17 protein-coding genes are annotated in these 18,131 nt (G+C 65.4%); 12 read left to right on the top strand and 5 right to left on the bottom strand.

Translation table 11 applies throughout. From position 1 onward, the window contains the following. Nucleotides 1-36: 36 nt before the first annotated feature. A complete protein-coding gene (locus MESCI2_RS0102520) occupies nt 37-1,035 on the top strand; it encodes a bestrophin family protein (protein WP_027035172.1) in 999 nt (332 codons plus the stop codon). Nucleotides 1,036-1,098: 63 nt separating this feature from the next. Here the strand turns inward: MESCI2_RS0102520 and MESCI2_RS0102515 are convergent, their stop codons facing one another. The 3 genes from MESCI2_RS0102515 to MESCI2_RS0102505 form a co-directional block, all read right to left on the bottom strand. Continuing rightward, nucleotides 1,099-2,103: a zinc-dependent alcohol dehydrogenase family protein gene (locus MESCI2_RS0102515; protein ID WP_027035171.1), complete on the bottom strand. Its 1,005-nt coding sequence runs from the start codon at nt 2,101-2,103 to the stop codon at nt 1,099-1,101. Between the two features lie 49 nt (nt 2,104-2,152). Further along, nucleotides 2,153-2,413, bottom strand: coding sequence for a hypothetical protein (locus MESCI2_RS0102510; protein WP_027035170.1), 261 nt, complete (start codon nt 2,411-2,413; stop codon nt 2,153-2,155). Nucleotides 2,414-2,496: 83 nt separating this feature from the next. Beyond that, nucleotides 2,497-3,249 (bottom strand): DUF899 domain-containing protein, encoded by a 753-nt coding sequence (locus MESCI2_RS0102505; RefSeq protein ID WP_027035169.1) that lies wholly within the window; start codon nt 3,247-3,249, stop codon nt 2,497-2,499. A 302-nt stretch (nt 3,250-3,551) separates the two neighbouring features. Here MESCI2_RS0102505 and MESCI2_RS0102500 point away from each other — a divergent pair, with 302 nt between their 5' ends. From MESCI2_RS0102500 to MESCI2_RS0102490, 3 genes are all read left to right on the top strand, one after another. Next, nucleotides 3,552-4,772, top strand: a complete 1,221-nt coding sequence (locus tag MESCI2_RS0102500; protein WP_027035168.1) for a hypothetical protein — start codon at nt 3,552-3,554, stop codon at nt 4,770-4,772. A gap of 36 nt (nt 4,773-4,808) precedes the next feature. Next, complete coding sequence (locus MESCI2_RS0102495) at nt 4,809-5,441, top strand: Vgb family protein (RefSeq protein WP_027035167.1); 633 nt, start codon at nt 4,809-4,811, stop codon at nt 5,439-5,441. A 143-nt stretch (nt 5,442-5,584) separates the two neighbouring features. Continuing rightward, nucleotides 5,585-6,433: an aldo/keto reductase gene (locus MESCI2_RS0102490; protein ID WP_027035166.1), complete on the top strand. Its 849-nt coding sequence runs from the start codon at nt 5,585-5,587 to the stop codon at nt 6,431-6,433. An 84-nt stretch (nt 6,434-6,517) separates the two neighbouring features. Here MESCI2_RS0102490 and MESCI2_RS0102485 read toward each other — a convergent pair whose 3' ends face one another. Continuing rightward, nucleotides 6,518-6,823, bottom strand: coding sequence for a hypothetical protein (locus tag MESCI2_RS0102485; RefSeq protein ID WP_013530714.1), 306 nt, complete (start codon nt 6,821-6,823; stop codon nt 6,518-6,520). 409 nt (nt 6,824-7,232) lie between these two features. Between MESCI2_RS0102485 and MESCI2_RS0102480 the strand changes: the two genes are divergently transcribed. Next, nucleotides 7,233-8,738 carry an ATP-binding protein gene (locus tag MESCI2_RS0102480; protein ID WP_027035165.1) on the top strand — a complete coding sequence of 502 codons (1,506 nt, stop codon included), beginning with the start codon at nt 7,233-7,235 and terminating at the stop codon, nt 8,736-8,738. A gap of 136 nt (nt 8,739-8,874) precedes the next feature. On the opposite strand, the gene MESCI2_RS0102475 is transcribed toward MESCI2_RS0102480, so the two are convergent. Then, entirely contained in the window at nt 8,875-9,657 is a 783-nt protein-coding gene (locus MESCI2_RS0102475; protein ID WP_027035164.1) for an SDR family oxidoreductase, read from the bottom strand. A gap of 456 nt (nt 9,658-10,113) precedes the next feature. Between MESCI2_RS0102475 and MESCI2_RS0102470 the strand changes: the two genes are divergently transcribed. From MESCI2_RS0102470 to MESCI2_RS1000000136070, 7 genes are all read left to right on the top strand, one after another. Next, entirely contained in the window at nt 10,114-10,998 is an 885-nt protein-coding gene (locus MESCI2_RS0102470; RefSeq protein WP_027035163.1) for an AraC family transcriptional regulator, read from the top strand. 246 nt (nt 10,999-11,244) lie between these two features. After that, nucleotides 11,245-12,333: an ABC transporter substrate-binding protein gene (locus MESCI2_RS0102465; RefSeq protein ID WP_032900292.1), complete on the top strand. Its 1,089-nt coding sequence runs from the start codon at nt 11,245-11,247 to the stop codon at nt 12,331-12,333. Between the two features lie 95 nt (nt 12,334-12,428). Next, complete coding sequence (locus tag MESCI2_RS0102460; RefSeq protein ID WP_027035161.1) at nt 12,429-13,259, top strand: ATP-binding cassette domain-containing protein; 831 nt, start codon at nt 12,429-12,431, stop codon at nt 13,257-13,259. Continuing rightward, the gene (locus MESCI2_RS0102455) at nt 13,256-14,515 is read left to right on the top strand and encodes a sugar ABC transporter permease (RefSeq protein ID WP_027035160.1); all 1,260 of its coding nucleotides are present in this window, start codon (nt 13,256-13,258) and stop codon (nt 14,513-14,515) included. The genes MESCI2_RS0102460 and MESCI2_RS0102455 overlap by 4 nt, the downstream gene beginning before the upstream one ends. A 22-nt stretch (nt 14,516-14,537) precedes the next feature. Next, the gene (locus MESCI2_RS0102450; RefSeq protein ID WP_027035159.1) at nt 14,538-15,266 is read left to right on the top strand and encodes an SDR family oxidoreductase; all 729 of its coding nucleotides are present in this window, start codon (nt 14,538-14,540) and stop codon (nt 15,264-15,266) included. 97 nt (nt 15,267-15,363) lie between these two features. Beyond that, nucleotides 15,364-16,965 carry an FGGY-family carbohydrate kinase gene (locus tag MESCI2_RS0102445; protein WP_027035158.1) on the top strand — a complete coding sequence of 534 codons (1,602 nt, stop codon included), beginning with the start codon at nt 15,364-15,366 and terminating at the stop codon, nt 16,963-16,965. Between the two features lie 133 nt (nt 16,966-17,098). Next, entirely contained in the window at nt 17,099-18,127 is a 1,029-nt protein-coding gene (locus tag MESCI2_RS1000000136070; protein ID WP_081738573.1) for a cupin domain-containing protein, read from the top strand. Nucleotides 18,128-18,131 lie beyond the last annotated feature (4 nt).

The raw sequence follows: 18,131 nt of genomic DNA, 5'->3' as shown, positions 1-18,131 counted from the left end.
CGTGCAAAACCACACCTGCCGATTTGAGGGGACCCGATGTATGTAGGCCGTTCCTACAAAATAGTGGATTTCGCGCTGTGGTCGCGGCGCAGCGTCATCTACATGGTGGTGGTGAGCGGACTGGCCGTGGCCGCCTACCGTCTTCCAGGCATCGCCGGGTTTTCGGTGCCATGGTCGGTGGTGCTGGTGCTTGGCACCACCGTGTCACTCGTTGCCGGGTTCAAGAATTCGCAGGTGTTCACCCGCAGCAGCGACGCGCTGCAGGCTTTTACGCAAATTACGGCCAGCAGCCGGTTGTGGTCCAATTTCTGCAGGGATTTCCTCGACGCGCCGACGGCCAGACAGCTCATCTATCGCCATATCGCCTGGATGACGGCATTGCGGTTTTCCCTGCGCCGGCCGATGCCATGGGAATCCATGGCGCGGGCCGCCAATATCGAATACCGGCGGCGCTACCGTATCCATGAGGATGCGAGCTCGATCGCTGATGAGCTGCATCCGCTGCTCGCCGAACAGGCCGAGGACGTCCTGAAATCGCCCCAGCCGGCGATAGCCCTGCTCGAACTGCAATCTGTCCAGGTCAATGCGCTGTTCAAGGATGCAAAAATCCCTTCGCAGATCTATGGCGAGCTGACCAAGCTGATCCGCGACTTCCATGACCAGCAGGCGCGCTGCGATCGCATCAAGAACAATCCCTATCCCCGGCAATACGCCATCGTCAGTTCGATGTTCGTGATGATCTTCTGCACGCTGTTGCCGTTCGGGGTCGTTCCCGTCTTTGCCGATATGGGCAAACTGGGCGGCGCGCTCGGGTCGATCGCAATCTGGCTGACGATCCCGTTCAGCACGCTGCTCGGCTGGGCCTACATGTCCCTCGACCAGGTCGGCGAAAGCAGCGCCAACCCGTTCGAGGGCAACGCCAACGACGTCCCGATCTCGCAGATTTGCCGCGACATCGAGATCGAGTTGCGCAGCGGGCTCGGCGAGGCCGATCTTCCCAAGCCCCTGATGCCGGTCAACGACATCGCGACCTAGGCAGGATCACGACGAAGGCGCGGGCCCGACGGTCCCCTTCATCGTGCTGCTGGCGGAGGCCGCTCAAACGTCGAGGCAGACCTTGCCGAAATGCTTTTGGGTTTCGTAATGCGCGAAGGCGGTGGCGATGTCCTGCAGCGGAAAGTGGCGGTCAATGACGGGCTTCAGCCTGATAGCCTCTATCGCGCGGATCATATCCTCCTGGTCGGCCCGGCTGCCGATGGAAATGCCGCTGATGCGGATCTGGTTGGAAAACAGGGCGGGGATAGAGACTTCCGCCGCAAAGCCGGTCAGCACACCGACCAGGGCGATGTGACCGCCCGTGCGGCAGGCCGCAATGGACTGCGCCAGCGTGGCGGGTCCGCCGACCTCGATCACGTGATCGACGCCGCGCCCGCCCGTCAGGTCCCTGGCCTTGCGACCCCAGTCCGGGACGGACCTGTAGTTGATGACGGCGTCGGCTCCGAGGCGCGTGAGCCTTTCCAGCTTCTGCTCGTCGGATGAGGTGGCGATGACCCGGGCGCCGGCGGCTTTGGCGAATTGCAGCGCGAACAGCGATACACTGCCCGAACCGAGGACCAGCACCGCGTCGCCCGGCTTCACCTTGCCGCACACAACCAGGCCGCGCCAGGCGGTAACGCCGGTGCAGGTGAGCGACGCCGCCTCGACATGCGTATAGCCTGCCGGTGCCCTGGTGAAAGCGTGCGCCGGCATGCAGACATACTCGCTGGCGAAGCCGTCGAAACTTTCTCCCGGAATATCGCGCCGGGTGCAGGGCGTCATGTCGCCGCCCAGCCACCAGGGGTAGAAGACGCTGACGACGCTGTCTCCGGGCTTGAGTGCATCGACACCGTCGCCGACGGCGATCACCTCACCAGCGCCGTCGGAGAGCGGAACGCGGCCGTCAGCGAGCGGCATCTTGCCTTGCACGGCGAAATCGTCGCGCATGTTCAACGCGCAGGCCCGGATCCTGACCAGCACCTCGCCCGGCCCTGGCTGGGGCGGATCTTCCTCGACCAGGCCGAGATTGCCCAAGCCGCCCGGCGCCCTCAGCCTGACCAGTCTCATTGTCTTCTCCGATGTGTGGGGTGTCTGGAATTGGAACGGCGCGCTGCGCCTAGCGGACCTGCCTGCCGGAAATCACCCGCAGCCAGGGCGCCAGATGGAATGCGCTCATCAGCAGATACATCGCGGCCATGCCCGTGAGGGGCGAGGCGTCGGTGCCCATGCACTGTATGGCCGCATCGCCGCTGAAGATGCAGGTGAGCAGCGCCATCACGGCAAAGGTCGGTGCCGCGGCAAGGCAAAGCCAGTCGGCCAGCCCGAGGGTGGCGGCTTCCGGGATCGTGCTGCCGGCACCTGTGTGGATGTCGCTCATCGCCTTGATCCTTGATGATCATGCCCGCCACGACAGGTTCCTCTCTCCACGGAGTGGGGAGAGGAACCCAGACTGGGCAACCGTTACTGCTCGCCCTTGTCGCGGAATGCAGCCTCGCCGGCAGCAGACACTTCTTCCCATTTCTTGTCGGCCCCGGCGTCGTAATTGTCGTGCCAGTTCCACCAGGAGTAGAGTGGGGTCTGCGGATAGCCTTCGGGCGAATCCTCCCAGATTTCCTGGCGGCCGAGCGGGGTCGCGTCGAGATAGCTCCAGACGGTGCCCATCGCCTCGTCGCCGCGGCTGTTGATCAAGTAGGTGCGGAAGATGCGGTCGCCGTCACGGATGAAGACGTTGTGGCCGTGCCATTCGTCGACGCCGAAGTCCTTGTCGAAACTGTCAGTGATTGTGTACCAGGGCATCTCCCAGCCCATCTTCTGCTTCAGCCGCGCAATATCGGCCTGCGGGGCACGTGAAGCGTAGGCAAGCGTGGTGTTGCGGGCGTTGAGATGGGCGAGGTGGCCGACCTGGTCGGCGCCCAGCGAACAGCCGCGGCAGGCGTGTTCGGGCCAGCCATGCACGCCGGGCTCGAAGAAGGCGCGATAGACGATCAGCTGGCGGCGGCCTTCGAACAGATCGAGCAGGCTCGCTTTGCCGTTCGGCCCCTCGAACAGATAGGCCTTGTCGACTTCCATCCACGGCATGCGCCGGCGCTCGGCGGCCAATGCGTCCTTGGCGCGCAGCGTTGCCTTTTCCTTCGCCAGCATTTGTTCGCGGGCGGCTTCCCAGTCCTGCCTCGAAACGATCGGCGGGGTCTTCATTGCGATGTGCTTGGTCATTGGTCGTCTCCTTTGCCAGTCTGTTGTCGCTTGCTGTCAGCCAGAATAGGGCGGTGAAGCGCAGGGGTGGGAGTTACAAGTGTGACGGGATTTGCAGGAACCGGCCCGCCGCAGCAGGGGTGGCGCATCCTCACGGTGCCTTCGGCCGGGTGGAGAGGAGTGTCGGTTGGCATTGTCGGTTCTCCCTTGGCGTGCCGCGCGTTGCCGATAGAGTTGGCCGATGCGGCTTGCCGGTTGACGGTACGGATTTAAGTTAGGGCGGGCAGCGTCGAGGTGGGAGTTACAAGTGTGACGGGATTTGAATGGACTCGCTGATCACCGCGGCCGCGCTGGCGCTGGCCGGAGGCGATCCGCTCGGCGCGCTGGATCGCGTCGCCCTGCGCGAGGACCCGCCGGCGCTGGCGCTGCGCGGCATTGCCATGGCGCAGCTCGGTGATCTCGATCGCGCCAAGGCGCTACTGCGGCGTGCCGCGCGTGGCTTCGGCCCGAAAGAGGCGGCGGCGCGCGCCAGATGCATCGTTGCCGAGGCCGAGATAGCGCTGGTCTCACGGGATCTCGGCTGGCCGGCCAAGGCTTTGGATGCGGCGCGGGCGACGCTGGAAAAGCATGGCGACCGGCTGAACGCAGCGCATGCCGGCCACCTCAAGGTGCGCCGCCTGCTATTGATCGGCCGTCTCGACGAGGCCGAAGACGTGCTGGCCGGGCTCGATCCGATGCCGCTTCCGCCAGCCTCGCGCGCCGCGCATGAGCTCGCCGTCGCCGGCATCGCGATGCGGCGCCTCAAGACGAAGCCGGCGCGCAGGGCGTTGGAGTGGGCACGCCACGCCGCCCGCCAGGCCGGCATTGCGGGGCTCATCGCTGAAGTCGACCGCGCATTCCTGGCGCTGGACACGCCGGCGGCGCGGCTGATCGCGGCTGGCGAGCAGCGCCCGTTGCTGCTTGAGGACGTCGAGGCGTTGCAGGCGTCGCCGGCATTGCTGGTCGATAGCTTTCGCTATGTCGTGCGCCAACAGGAGAAAACGGTCTCCCTGGCAACGCGCCCGGTGCTGTTTGCGCTGGCCCGTACGCTCGCCGAAGCGTGGCCAGGCGATGTGTCCAGGGCGAGGCTCATCGCTGAAGCCTTCGGCGGCAGGCACGCCGATGAATCGCACCGGGCGCGGCTGCGGGTCGAGGTCGGCCGGTTGCGCGCCGAATTGCGCGGGCTGGCCGACATCGGCGCGACCAGCCAGGGCTTCGCGCTGGCGCCGCGCCAGGCACGCGAGGTGCTGGTGCTGGCGCGGCCGATCGAGGAGCGGCACGCGGCGGTGCTGGCCTTCCTCGCCGATGGTGAATCCTGGGCGAGTTCGGCGTTGGCGCTGGCGCTCGGCACCGGGCAGCGCAGCGTACAGCGGGCGCTGGAACAGCTTGGCGAGGCCGGCAAGGTGCAGTTTTTCGGTCACGGCCGGGCGCGCCGCTGGATGACGCCTCCAGTGGTTGGATTCACGACCACCTTGTTACTCCCGGCCCCGCTGCCGAACGGTTAGGAAGTGACGTCGGATCATCTCAATGAGGACAAGGACATGAAACAGTCAGCAGCCGAAATCCTGCGCGAATACGGACCCTTTGCCGATGTGGAGAGGGTGCATGGGGTGAGCTTTGACGGCAGCAATGTCTGGTTCGCCTCGGGCGAGAAGCTGAACGCTTTCAATCCGGAAAACGGGCAGGCGCTGCGCTCGATCGATGTCGCGGCGCATGCCGGTACCGCCTGGGACGGCCAGCATTTCTTCCAGCTTGCCAACGACCTGATACAGAAGATCGACCCTGATACCGGCCAGGTGCTGGCGACCATTCCGGCGCCCGGCGGCGGCGGCGATTCCGGGCTGACCTGGGCCGAAGGGACGCTCTGGGTGGGACAGTACCGCGAGCGCAAGATCCACCAGATCGACCCGGAAACCGGGGCGATCCTGCGCACCATCGAATCCAACCGCTTCGTCACCGGTGTGACGTGGGTCGAGGGCGAGCTGTGGCACGCCACCTGGGAGGGCGACCAGAGCGATCTGCGCCGCGTCGACCTGCAATCAGGCAAGGTTCTGGAGAAGCTCGACATGCCGGCCGGTATGGGCGTGTCGGGACTGGAATCCGATGGCGGCGACCGCCTCTATTGCGGCAGCACATCCGCCGGGGTGGTGCGGGCGGTGCGCCGGCCGCGGTGAGAATGCGGCTGACGCCGAAGTCACACTTGCAGGCGCACTTCACACGGCAATTTGTCCGCTGTCGGCTGGTCGTCGCACCCTGTCGGACCTAGATAGGCTGTGCACCGGGCAGACGCCCGGCCAGCTTTGCAAAGGATCCCCCCATGCCTGAACAGCCAACCATGCCCGAACAGATTGCATTGAACGACGGCTCCGCCATTCCCCAACTCGGCCTCGGTGTGTGGCAGGTCGACCAGGGCATCACAGCCGACGTGGTGGGTTGGGGCATCGAGGCCGGCTATCGCCTGATCGACACCGCCGAAGGCTATCAGAACGAGGAAGGGGTCGGAGAGGCGATCCGCAGCGCCGGCGTGCCGCGGGCTGAGCTGTTCATCACCTCGAAACTGCGCAACGGCGCGCACCAGCGCGATGCGGCTTTGCGCGCCTTCGACGAGACGATGGAGAAACTCGGCGTCGAACAGATCGACCTGTTCCTGATCCACTGGCCTGTGCCCAGCCAGGACAAATATGTCGAGGCCTGGAAGACGCTGGTCGAACTCCGGCAGGCCGGCCGCATCAAGTCGATCGGCGTTTCGAACTTCAACCAGGACCATCTGGAGCGGATCATCGCGGAAACCGGCGTGACGCCCGTCGTCAACCAGATCGAGCTGCATCCCCAGTTCCAGCAGCGCGGTGTCAGGGATTTTCATGCCAAGCACGGCATCCGTATCGAAAGCTGGAGCCCGTTGGGCAGCGGCCGGCTGCTCGGCGATCCGACCATTGCAGGCATCGCCAAGAAACATGGCAAGTCCGTCGCCCAGGCGATCATCCGCTGGCATCTCCAGGAGGGACTGATTGTCATTCCAAAGTCGATCCGCAGGGATCGCATCGCCGCCAATTTCGATGTCTTCGATTTCGAACTGGATGCGCAGGACCTGCAGACGATCCGCGGCATGGATTCGCCCGAAGGCCGCAACGGACCCAACCCCGCCACTGCCGCGTTCCTGTTCTGAGGGGCAAGTTAACGAGCTGGCGGCGAAGCTGCCAATCTCCCCCAACGAAGGGGAGATTGGCCAATCTCCGGCCTCTCCGTGCGCTTAAATCCCGGACCCATCCAGCTGCTGGGCGTCTTCGCCTTCCCACGGTGCCGGCATCGACGCGCGGCTGAGGTTGGCGGTCGGCAGCGGCATCCAGCATTTCAGTTCCGGATCGGCGTATTCGATGACGCGCCCCGGTGAAGAGTCCGACGCGCGCCAGCCTTCCGAGGCGAACTGGTCGGCACGCGACCAATAGGCTAGGTCGACTTCCGCCGGTCCCTGTTCGGACGGACGCACAGTGACCAGGATGCGGCTGCCGTCCTTCGGCGCCGTCGACATGTGGCGCCACCGTTCGGGCTCGTCCATCGCATTCCTCCTCGCACTCGTAGCGTTGGGTGGAGTGTCGCCTTGTGGTCCGAAGGGGTCAACCCAAAGTTTGTGCCAGGGAGCGGGTCCGTACGATGTCAGAACAGGTGGGATCAGGCGAAGTTGGCGACCGACATATACTGGAGAGGGGAACTTGAAGACGTCGGTCGCCAGGGGCGGGGTTGGGACGCATCACGTTGGGGACGCGATGCAAGGTCAGGCTAGGCGCCTGCCGGGCGTCTGCAATCGGAACACCGGCTCATGGTGAACAGGCGGTTACTATCCACAGGGCTCACCCGACAGACCGCGTCAGGACAGCTGTGTGCAACACGCCACGATCGGCCATCGGCGCTCGACTGGCTATGCTTCGATTGATAAGCCCGTCTGCGAAAGGAGCGCCTGAGTCGAGATGACCGTTGCGATCGAGATGGGACAGACGACCGCAGGCGCCCCGGCGAAGCTGGATCTCGAGGAACTGCTCGCGACCCGGCTTTTGGTGCAGGGCAATTCGGGCTCCGGCAAGTCGCATCTGCTGCGGCGCCTGCTGGAACAGAGCGCACCCTGGGTGCAGCAGACCATCATCGATCCCGAGGGCGACTTCGTCTCGCTGGGCGACCGTTACGGCCATCTGGTGATCGATGCCGAGCAGCATACCGAGCGCGGCCTGCAGGCGGCCGGCGAGCGGGCGCGCATGCATCGCGTCTCCACCGTGCTCAATCTCGAAGGGCTCGACGCCGAGAACCAGATGCGGCGTGCCGCCGCCTTCCTCGGCGGGCTGTTCGAGGTCGCCCGTGACCACTGGTATCCGATGCTGGTGGTAGTGGACGAGGCGCAGCTGTTCGCGCCGGCGGTGGCCGGCGAGGTGTCCGACGAGGCGCGCAAGCTTTCGCTCGGCGCCATGACCAATTTGATGTGCCGTGGCCGCAAGCGCGGGCTGGCCGGCATCATCGCCACCCAGCGGCTGGCCAAGCTCGCCAAGAACGTGGCAGCCGAGGCGTCCAATTTTCTCATGGGCCGCACCTTCCTCGATATCGACATGGCGCGCGCCGCCGATCTTCTGGGCATGGAGCGACGCCAGGCGGAAGCGTTCCGCGATCTGGAACGCGGGCAGTTCATGGCGCTCGGTCCGGCCCTGTCGCGCCGTCCGCTGGGGCTGCGCATCGGCCCAACCGACACGAGCCCGCGCAACGGCACGCCGCGGCTGATGGCGATGCCGGAAGCAGCACTCGAGGATGCACGCGCGATCATACTGGCGGCGCCGCCGCCCGAGACGGTGCGTACGCCGCGCCGCCCGGCGTCGCCGGACCTGCTTGACCAGCTGATGGCGGCGAAGTCGGCGGCCTTGGAAATCCGCCCCGAACCTGCGGAGCCGCAAGTCAGCGCCGAGGATCTGGCCGAGCGCCGCGAGCGCGTCGATCGTGTGCTGCGCGCCATCCTGGCGCAGCCCGATGCGGGTTTTCGCGTGATCGGGGTGCTCTATCAGGAATTCGTGGTCCGCTGCCGCATAGAAGGCCTCGCGTCGGTCGTGCCCGACCTGCCGGAGTTCCGCCGCATGCTGACGCGCGCCCGGGCCGGCCTCGGCTCCGACGTGGCCGAAAGTGATGACGCATGGCGGGACGTTTCCGTCCGCGCGTCGCTGCTGCCCGACGACATGCAGGGCGTGTTCATGATGATCGCCCGCGCGGCGAAGGAGGGCTGGCCGTGCCCGAGCGACGCCGCGATCGCCCGCGCCTACGGCTCGCACTCGCTGCGCCGCGCCCGGCGCCTCTTGACCTATATCGAGGAGCAGGGCCTCATCGTCTGCCAGCTGGACGGGACAGGCCGGCGCACCGTGACGCTGGTTGAATTGGCCTGGGCCACCGCACCGGGAGATCCGAATGCCGTGGAGGTGGAGCAGGGGAGCCTGGCGCTGTGAGGCGGCGCGGGTGCTTTGAGCGAATGCGGCGATAGGCTTTTTCAGCTTACCGTCATTCGCGATCAACTTCTGATGGCAACGGTGAAAGCGCCGACGCCGAAATGCGCCATGCAGGGCGCTTGCGTTTCGCTGGCGCTCACCGGTTCGCCCCGATCACCCACTGTTCCTGGTCGACGAGCGTGCCGGTTATCGGCCCGGCAGCATCCGAAAGCAGGAAGACGGCGAGGTTGGCGATATCGCCTGTCGAGAACAGGCGGCCGAAGGGTTGCGAGGCGTTGGCGGCATCGAGCCAGCCCGGCCCATTGCCCAGCGTGTCGGCCTGCATGACGCGTTCGGCCGGCGTGTCGGTCCAGCCGACATTGATGCCGTTGACGCGGATGCGATCGAAGCGATGGGCGTTGGCGGCGTTCTTGGTCAGCGTGGCCAGCGCGCCCTTGCTGGCGGAATAGACGGCGAGCTCCGGCGAGCCGCAATGGGCGTTGATCGACAGGATGTTGACGATGGCGCCGCCCTGACCGCGCTTCTTCATGTCGGCGATGGCCGCCTGCATGAGGAAGAACGGCGCCCGCGCGTTGACGGCGAACAGCGAGGCCCAGCCGTCGAGATCGGCATCGAGGAACGAGGCGCGGTCGGTCAGCCCTGCGGCGTTGACCAGCGCATCGATGCGGCCGAAGCGCTCGATGCAGGCTTGCGCCAAAAGGGCAGGGGCGGCCGGGTCGGCGAGGTCGGCGGCGACGAAAACCGTCGGCGTGCCGAGCCGCGAAAGCTCTTCCGCCACGGCATCGCCGCGCGTCTTCTCGCGCCCGGTGACGAGCAGGCCGCCGGCGCCGCAGCGCGCCAGCGTCTCTGCGATGGCGCGGCCAATGCCTTGCGTGGAGCCGGTGACCAGCGCCACCTTGCCGTTGAGTTGAAGCTCCATCCGTCCTCCCCGCATGAGTTCAGGCTAGCGCGGCCCGATCGTTTTACAAATATGGAAATTGGTAATCTTGTTCGAAAGTGCTGGCGGCGTCATGTGGGCCCATAGATCGGATCCGCCATGAAGATCGTGCTTGCCTGATCCGCCAATCACCGGGGATGTCGTGAAGCGTAGGCCAGGCGACCACCGGAGACGTCGGAATTCCTTTCCGGGCGGCGGTATTGTCCTGGGTTAGTTGAGCGAACGCGTCAGCAAGACTGACCTGTTCTGCCCGAATAACGCCTCTGAGCGCCTCCTCACGGTTAAAAAAGTATCATCCATTGCCTTGAATCGTGGTGGCGCCTGTTGTCATGAGCCGGTACCGTGGCTCTTGAAATGCAGAGCCGAAACCAATTCGGCCGGTTTAGGGAATTGGGCCGAACGCGGCAAACATCCGTGCCGGCCCGGGAGGAAACGGACATGGAACCGGACCTGGAAGTAGTCCAGATACGACGCGGGGAGTCCTTCAAGGCGTGGTCGCATGGCTACCCCTTCCATACGGTGCGCTGGCACTTCCATCCCGAATATGAACTGCATCAGGTGATCTTCACCAATGGCCGCTATTTCGTCGGCGACTTCATCGGCGAGTTCGAGCCGGGCAATCTGGTGCTGACGGGCCCAAACCTGCCGCACAATTGGGTCAGCGATATACCCAAGGACAGCTCGATCCCGCTGCGCGGCCGCATCATCCAGTTTTCCGAGAGTTTTATCGGTGATGCCATGCATGTGCTGCCGGAGTTGGCGGGGCTTACGGCTCTGCTCGAGGCGTCACGTCGCGGCGTGCTGTTTTCCAGCCGCACCAGCAAGGCGCTGGCACCATTGATGGAAGAGATGATGCAGGCGCAAGGCGTGCGCCGCATCGAGCTGTTCATGATGATCGCCGGCCTGCTCAGCCGCGCCCAGGAATTCCAGCTTTTGGCCAGCGCCAGCTACCGGCCTGACCCCTCCGGCTACATGACCGCCGGCATGAACAAGGCACTCGCCTATATTAGGGAGAACCTGACGCAGTTGTTCGACGAGGCGGATCTCGCCGCCATCGCCGGTCAGTCGACCGGCGCCTTCTCGCGCTCGTTTCGCCGCCACACCGGCATGTCGCTGGTGCAGTATGTCAAACGGCTGCGCATCAATCTCGCCTGCCAGATCCTGATGAGCGACGAGCAGGCCTCGATCACCGACATCTGCTACGAGGTCGGCTTCAACAACCTGTCCAATTTCAACCGGCAGTTCCTGGCGGAGAAGGGCATGCCGCCCTCGCGCTTCAGGCGCCTGCTGGCCGACAACATCAACGCGGGAAAAGCCGCTTAACGGAGGAGCCAGGGAGGAACCAAGGGAGGATTTTTTCTTTTGCATGACGACGTGAGCCGTGGAGCGGTTCGCGATGGAGAGTGCTTGTCTCAAATTTCCTCCGTCGGCGGAGGTTGTCGGCGCGGCTCAAAAGGCCGGCGCCGGGTCCCGGTTCCCAATGCAGTTTGGGCGAGGGCGGATGGGTGTCTTCAGACCAAAGCAGTCAACGACCTTCTTACAACCATATCCAGAAACGGAGAAGACCGAATGACCAAACTTTCATCTTCATTGAAGTCCGCTGGCAAGTCCGCCGGCGTGGCAGCCCTTGCGCTGTCGCTGCTGGCCGGCACCGCCGCTATCGCCAGGGCCACCGAAGTCACCGACGCGACCGTCGCCTTCCTGATGCCCGACCAGGCCTCGACCCGCTACGAGCAGCATGATTATCCCGGCTTCGCCGCCGAGATGAAGAAGCTGTGCCCGGGCTGCAAGGTGCTCTACCAGAACGCCGATGCCGACGCCTCGCGCCAGCAGCAGCAGTTCAACTCGGTGATCTCGCAGGGCGCCAAGGCGATCGTGCTCGATCCGGTCGACTCGACCGCCGCCGCCTCGCTGGTCAAGCTGGCGCAGAGCCAGGGCATCAAGGTCATCGCCTATGACCGGCCGATCCCGACAGCGCCGGCCGATTTCTATGTGTCGTTCAACAATGAAGGCATCGGCAAGGCCATCGCCGACTCGCTGGTCGAGCATCTGAAGGCGCTGAAGGTCGATCCGGCCAGCGGCGGTGTGCTGCAGATCAACGGCTCGCCGACCGACGCGGCGGCCGGCCTGATCAAGAAGGGCATCCATGCCGGCCTCGACAATAGCGGCTACAAGATCCTGGCCGAATACGACACGCCGGAATGGGCGCCGCCGAAGGCACAGCAATGGGCCGGCGGCCAGATCACCCGCTTTGGACCAAAAATCCTCGGCGTGGTCGCCGCCAATGACGGCACCGGTGGCGGCGCCATCGCAGCCTTCAAGGCGGCCGGCGTCGATCCAGTGCCGCCGGTGACCGGCAATGACGCGACGATCGCCGCCTTGCAGCTGATCATCGCCGGCGACCAGTACAACACCATCTCCAAGCCGAGCGAGATCGTGGCGGCGGCCGCCGCCAACATCGCCATCAAGCTGCTTTCAGGCGAGACGCCGAAGGCCGAGATGACGCTGTACGACACGCCCTCGCAGCTGTTCACGCCAGCCGTGGTGACGCAGGAAAACCTGAAGGCCGAGATCATCGACAAGAAGATCAACACCGCGGCCGAACTCTGCGTCGATCGTTACGCGGAAGGCTGCAAGAAGCTGGGCATCGGGAACTGACCGCGACCCTTGCCCGCTCCGCTGCCTGGCCACCGCGCGGTGGCCAGGCAGCGCTCATCCGACACTTTTGAACCGGTTTTGAAAGGCTTCCAGGCATGATCGATACCCCGGACGAACCGGTTCCGGCAGGCGAGCTGGTGCTCAGCCTGCGCGGCGTTTCGAAGAATTTCGGCGCCGTTTCGGCGCTCACCGACATCGATCTCGATGTCCATGCCGGCGAAGTGGTGGCGCTGGTCGGCGACAATGGCGCCGGCAAGTCGACGCTGGTCAAGATCCTGGCCGGCGTGCACCAGCCGAGTTCGGGCATCATCAGTTTTCGCGGCAAGCAGGTGACGCTTGCCGATCCGAGCGCGGCGCTGACGCTTGGCATCGCCACTGTGTTCCAGGATCTGGCGCTGTGCGAGAACCTCGACATCGTCGCCAACATCTTCCTCGGCCGCGAGCTCAGCCCGCTGCGGCTGGACGAGGTGGCGATGGAAGTGCGCGCCTGGACGCTGCTCAACGAGCTTTCGGCGCGTATCCCAAGCGTGCGCGAAGTGGTCGCGTCGCTGTCGGGCGGCCAGCGCCAGACCGTGGCGATCGCCCGCTCGCTGCTGCTCGAACCCAAGCTCATCCTGCTCGACGAGCCGACGGCAGCGCTCGGCGTGGCGCAGACCGCGGAAGTGCTCAACCTGATCGAGCGCGTGCGCGACCGCGGCCTCGGCGTCGTCATCATCAGCCACAATATGGAAGACGTGCGCGCCGTCGCCGACCGCATCGTCGTGCTGCGGCTTGGCCGCAACAACGGCATCTTCTCACCCGATGCCTCGAACCAGGAACTGGTCAGCGCCATCACCGGCGCGTCGAACAATTCGGTGTCGCGGCGTGCCGAGCGACGCCAGGCTCAAACTGCCAGGCAAGACCAAACCCAGGAGCCACGCCCATGAGCCGCGAAGCCGAACAGGCCGCCCCCGTGCCGCCGCAGCTCGACCGCGCCGATGTGCGCGTCAAGCATGAGGCCGGGATCGGCGGCGCCATCCGCAGGTTCTTCGACCGGGTCCGTTCCGGCGATCTCGGTTCGCTGCCGGTCATCGTCGGGCTGGTTATCATCTGGACGGTGTTCGCCAGCATCAACCCGATCTTCCTGTCATCAAGCAATCTGGTCAATCTGCTGTTCGATTGCTCCACCGTCGGCGTCATCGCGCTCGGCATCGTCTGCGTCTTGATGGTCGGCGAAATCGACCTGTCGGTCGGCTCGATCAGCGGCTTCGCCTCGGCGATGGTCGGCACACTGTGGGTCAACCAGGGCTGGCCGGTGGCGCTCGCCATTCTGGCCGCCGTGGCCGTCGGCGGCTTCATCGGCGCACTCTATGCGCTGCTGTTCAACCGGCTCGGCATGCCGAGCTTCGTCTCGACGCTTGCCGGCCTGCTGGCGGTGCTCGGCCTGCAGCTCTACATCCTGGGTTCCACCGGCTCGATCAACCTGCCCTACGGCTCGAACCTGGTGAACTTCGGTCAGTTGCTGATGATGCCGAAGTTCGTATCGTTCGGACTGGCAGCCGTGCCCGGCATCGTCATGCTGGTCACCGGCCTGCGCACCGTTACGCGCCGCCGCGCCGCCAATCTGTCGGCGCCGTCGACCGGCGGCCTGGTTACACGGGCGGTGGTGATCACGGTCATTCTCGAACTCATTGTCTTCTATCTCAACCAGGCGCGCGGCATTCCGTGGATGTTCGGCCTGTTCGTCGGCCTGGTCATATCGATGCATTACGCGCTGACGCGGACCAAATGGGGCCGCTCGATGTCGGCGGTCGGCGGCAACCGCGAGGCGGCACGGCGCGCCGGCATCAATGTGCGGCTGATCTATTCCAGCGCCTTCGTGCTGTGCTCGATGCTGGCCGCTTTCGGTGGCGTGCTGTCGGCTGCCCGCCTTGCCTCGGCCAGCCAGCAGGCCGGCACCGGCGACGTCAACCTCAACGCCATCGCGGCGGCCGTCATCGGCGGCACCAGCCTGTTCGGCGGCCGCGGCAGCGCCTATTCGGCACTGCTCGGCATCATCGTCATTCAGTCGATCGCCAGTGGCCTGACGCTGCTCGATCTGTCCTCGTCGCTTCGGTACATGATCACCGGCGCCGTGCTTGCCATCGCGGTCATCGTCGACTCGCTGGCACGCCGCTCGCGTGTCTCGCATGGCCGGGCCTGAACCCATCAACAGGAAGCAAGACATGAGCGAAGAACTGTCCGGAAAAGTTGCCGCCGTCACCGGCGCGGCATCAGGCATCGGCCTCGAATGCGCCAGGCACATGCTGGCGGCGGGCGCCAGCGTGGTGCTGGTCGACCGCGCCGAGGCGACGCTGAACAAACTGTGCGCCGAACTCGGCCCCAAGGCGATCCCGCTGGTCATCGACCTGATGCAGCCGGCCAGCGTCGCCACCATGATGCCGCAGATTCTGGAGAAGGCCGGCCAGCTCGATATCTTCCATGCCAATGCCGGCGCCTATGTCGGCGGCGAGGTGGCGACCGGCGATCCCGACGCCTGGGACCGCATGCTCAACCTCAACATCAATGCCTGCTTCCGCTCGATCCAGGCGGTGCTGCCGCACATGATCGAGCGCAAGACCGGCGACATCATCGTCACCAGTTCGATCGCCGGACTGGTTCCGGTGGTGTGGGAGCCGATCTACACGGCCTCCAAGCACGCCGTGCAGGCCTTCGTCCACACGGTGCGCCGGCAGGTAGCCAAGCACGGCCTGCGCGTCGGTGCGGTGGCGCCCGGCCCGGTGGTGACGGCACTGGTCGACGACTGGCCGAAGGCGAAGCTCGAGGAAGAACTCGCCGCCGGCGGCCTGATGCAGCCGCGCGAGGTGGCCGAGGCGGTGATGTTCATGCTGTCCCGGCCGCGCAACGTGACGATCCGGGATCTGGTGATTTTGCCGCAGAGCAATGATCTCTAAGCGAATAGGGAATAGGGAGTAGCGAATAGGGAAGAATCCAACGACTTACCTACTCGCTACTCGCTACTCGCTACTCGCTAAACCGAAGGTTTCCCCCATGCCCCATTATCTCGGCATCGACGTCGGCACCGGCAGCGCGCGGGCCGGGGTGTTCGACCACACCGGCACCTTGCTCGCCTCGGCCAAGCGGGACATCGAGGTCTGGCGCGAGGCCGGCGACATTGTCGAGCAGTCGAGCAACGACATCTGGCGGGCGGTGTGCGCGGCCACGCGTGAAGCTGTCGCGCAATCGGGCGTGGCACCCGAGGCGATCAGCGGCATCGGTTTCGACGCCACCTGTTCGCTGGTGGTACTGGGCAAGGGCGGCGTGCCGCTGCCGGTAAGCAAGTCCGGCAATTCGGAACGCAACATCATCGTCTGGATGGATCACCGCGCGGTCGAGCAGACGCGCCGCATCAACCGCAGCGGCGAGGCGGTACTGAACTACGTCGGCGGCGTCATCTCGCCGGAAATGGAAACGCCGAAACTCCTGTGGCTGGCGGAAAACCTGCCTGCCACTTTCAACGCTGCCTGGCAGTTCATGGACCTCGCCGATTTCCTCACCTGGCGGGCGACCGGCAGCCTTTCCCGTTCGGTCTGCACGGTGACCTGCAAATGGACCTATCTGGCGCATGAAAACCGCTGGGACGAGGCCTATTTCCGCAAGATCGGCCTCGGCGCGCTGGCCGACGAGGCATTCGAGCGCATCGGCACGCAGATCGTGCCGGCGGGTGCCGCACTTGGCGGCGGGTTGACCGCGCAGGCGGCTGCGGACCTTGGCCTCGTCCCCGGCACGGCGGTAGCGGCCGGGCTGATCGATGCGCATGCCGGTGGCGTCGGTACGGTCGGCGCGCGCGGCGAGTTCGGCAGCGTTCTTTCGCGCATGGCTTATGTTTTCGGCACCTCGGCCTGCACCATGTCGTCGACCGCCGAGCCGGCTTTCGTCGCCGGCGTCTGGGGTCCGTATTTCTCGGCCATGGTGCCGGGCTTGTGGCTGAACGAGGGCGGCCAGTCGGCAGCCGGTGCCGCTATCGACCATCTGGTGTGCATGCATCCCGCGGCTGGCGAAGCGACCGCCAACGCGCAAGCCGAGGGGCTCAGCCTCAGCGCCTGGCTGTCGTTGCAGGCGCAAAGCCGCAACGGGGCCGCAGCAACGCCGGCGCTGGTCGGCGGTATCCATGTCGTGCCGGAATTCCTCGGCAACCGCGCACCTTTCGGCGACCCGGACGCGCGAGCGCTGATCGCCGGGCTCGATCTCGACACCAGCCTCGACAGCCTGGTCGGGCTCTATGTCGCCGGGGTCTGCGGGCTGGGCTACGGCGCACGCCAGATCGTGCGGGCCGAGCATGACAAGGGCATTGCCGTCGACACCATCGTGGTCAGCGGCGGCGCCGGCCAAAGCCCGCTGGTGCGCCAGCTGCTTGCCGATACCACAGGCATGGTGGTGGTGGCGTCGACCTCGCCGGAACCGGTGTTGCTCGGCTCGGCGATGCTAGGTGCGGTCGCCGCCGGGACCTACAACGATCTGGTTACGGCGATGGCCGGCATGTCGGAACTCGGCGAGGTCTACCGTCCCGATGCTACGCTGGCCGGCTGGCACGCCAAGCGCTTCGCGGCGTTCGAGCTGCTGCAGCAGGCGGGCAAGGCGATCAGGGGCTGAGAGCCTGTTTCGAAAGGCCAGCGACTCCTGCCCGGCTCTGTCAGGAGTGTGGCGAACACCGCTTGGCGATGATGCCGGAAGCTGGCAGCTTTGTTCCGTCGCGACGAGGTAGGCGGCAGGAGCAGGAGGCCTGATGGCAGACGACAAATCGCCAGTGCCATTCGCATCGGACAGCGTGCCATGGACGGAATGGTCCGATGTGCCGCGCTTTGCCGTGCGCTACCGGCATCTGTCGCTGGCCGCCCTAGGCGAGAATTACCATGTCGGCGTGGCGATCGAGGAACTGCCGCCGGGCAAGCAGACCTCACCGGCGCACTACCACATTTTCGAGGAAGAGCATGTCTTCATCCTCGAAGGGGCGCTGACCGCTTATGTCGGCGACGCCGCCTACGCCATGAAGGCCGGCGACTACATCTGCTTTCCGGCTGGTGCTGCGGCGGGACACTGCCTGATCAACACCGGCGATGCGCCGTGCCGCTATGTCATCGTAGGCGAGCGCAACCCGAACGACGTTGTCGTCTACACCGCCTCCAACAAGGTGCTGGTGCGCGCGCTGGGCAGCCGCGCGATCTTCGACCTATCGGCAACCCGAACCTACTGGGACGGCGAGAACACCGGCCTCGCCGCCGGCGACCCGCTGCCATCGGATGTGATGGCCGGTGTCACCAAGGCAGCAGCCACTCCGATCTCGCCGGTCGCCAGCGATGCTGTCGAGTGGAAACAGGAAGGCGAGGGCGCGCGGTTCGGTGGTCAGTCCAAACACCTCACCTATGCCGCCTTGGGACGGTCCGACTATCATGTCGGTATGCTGATCGAGGCGCCGAGCCCCGGCATGCGCCTGGCGCCCAGGCACTACCATATGCTGGAAGAAGAGCATGCGCTGATCCTGGAAGGGCAGGTGACGCTGCTGCTTGGCGAGGAGCGCTATGAGATGAAAGCCGGCGACTATGTCTGCTTTCCGGCCGGCCGGGCGGTCGGACATTCCTTCCTCAACAGCGGTACGGGACCGTGCCGCTATCTGATGATCGGCGAGAAAAACCCCAACGAGGTCTGTGTCTATCCCGATTCCAACAAGATGGCGGTCGACGCCTTGCGCCCGCGCGACGGCATTTTCGACATGGGAGCGGTAAGGCGGTACTGGGACGGCGAAGAGACGCAATAAAGCC

The organism is Mesorhizobium ciceri WSM4083 (assembly GCF_000519305.1).
Lineage (GTDB): Bacteria > Pseudomonadota > Alphaproteobacteria > Rhizobiales > Rhizobiaceae > Mesorhizobium > Mesorhizobium ciceri_B.
Note: the sequence above shows the minus strand (reverse complement) of the source record. Positions and strands in the feature narration are given on the sequence as shown.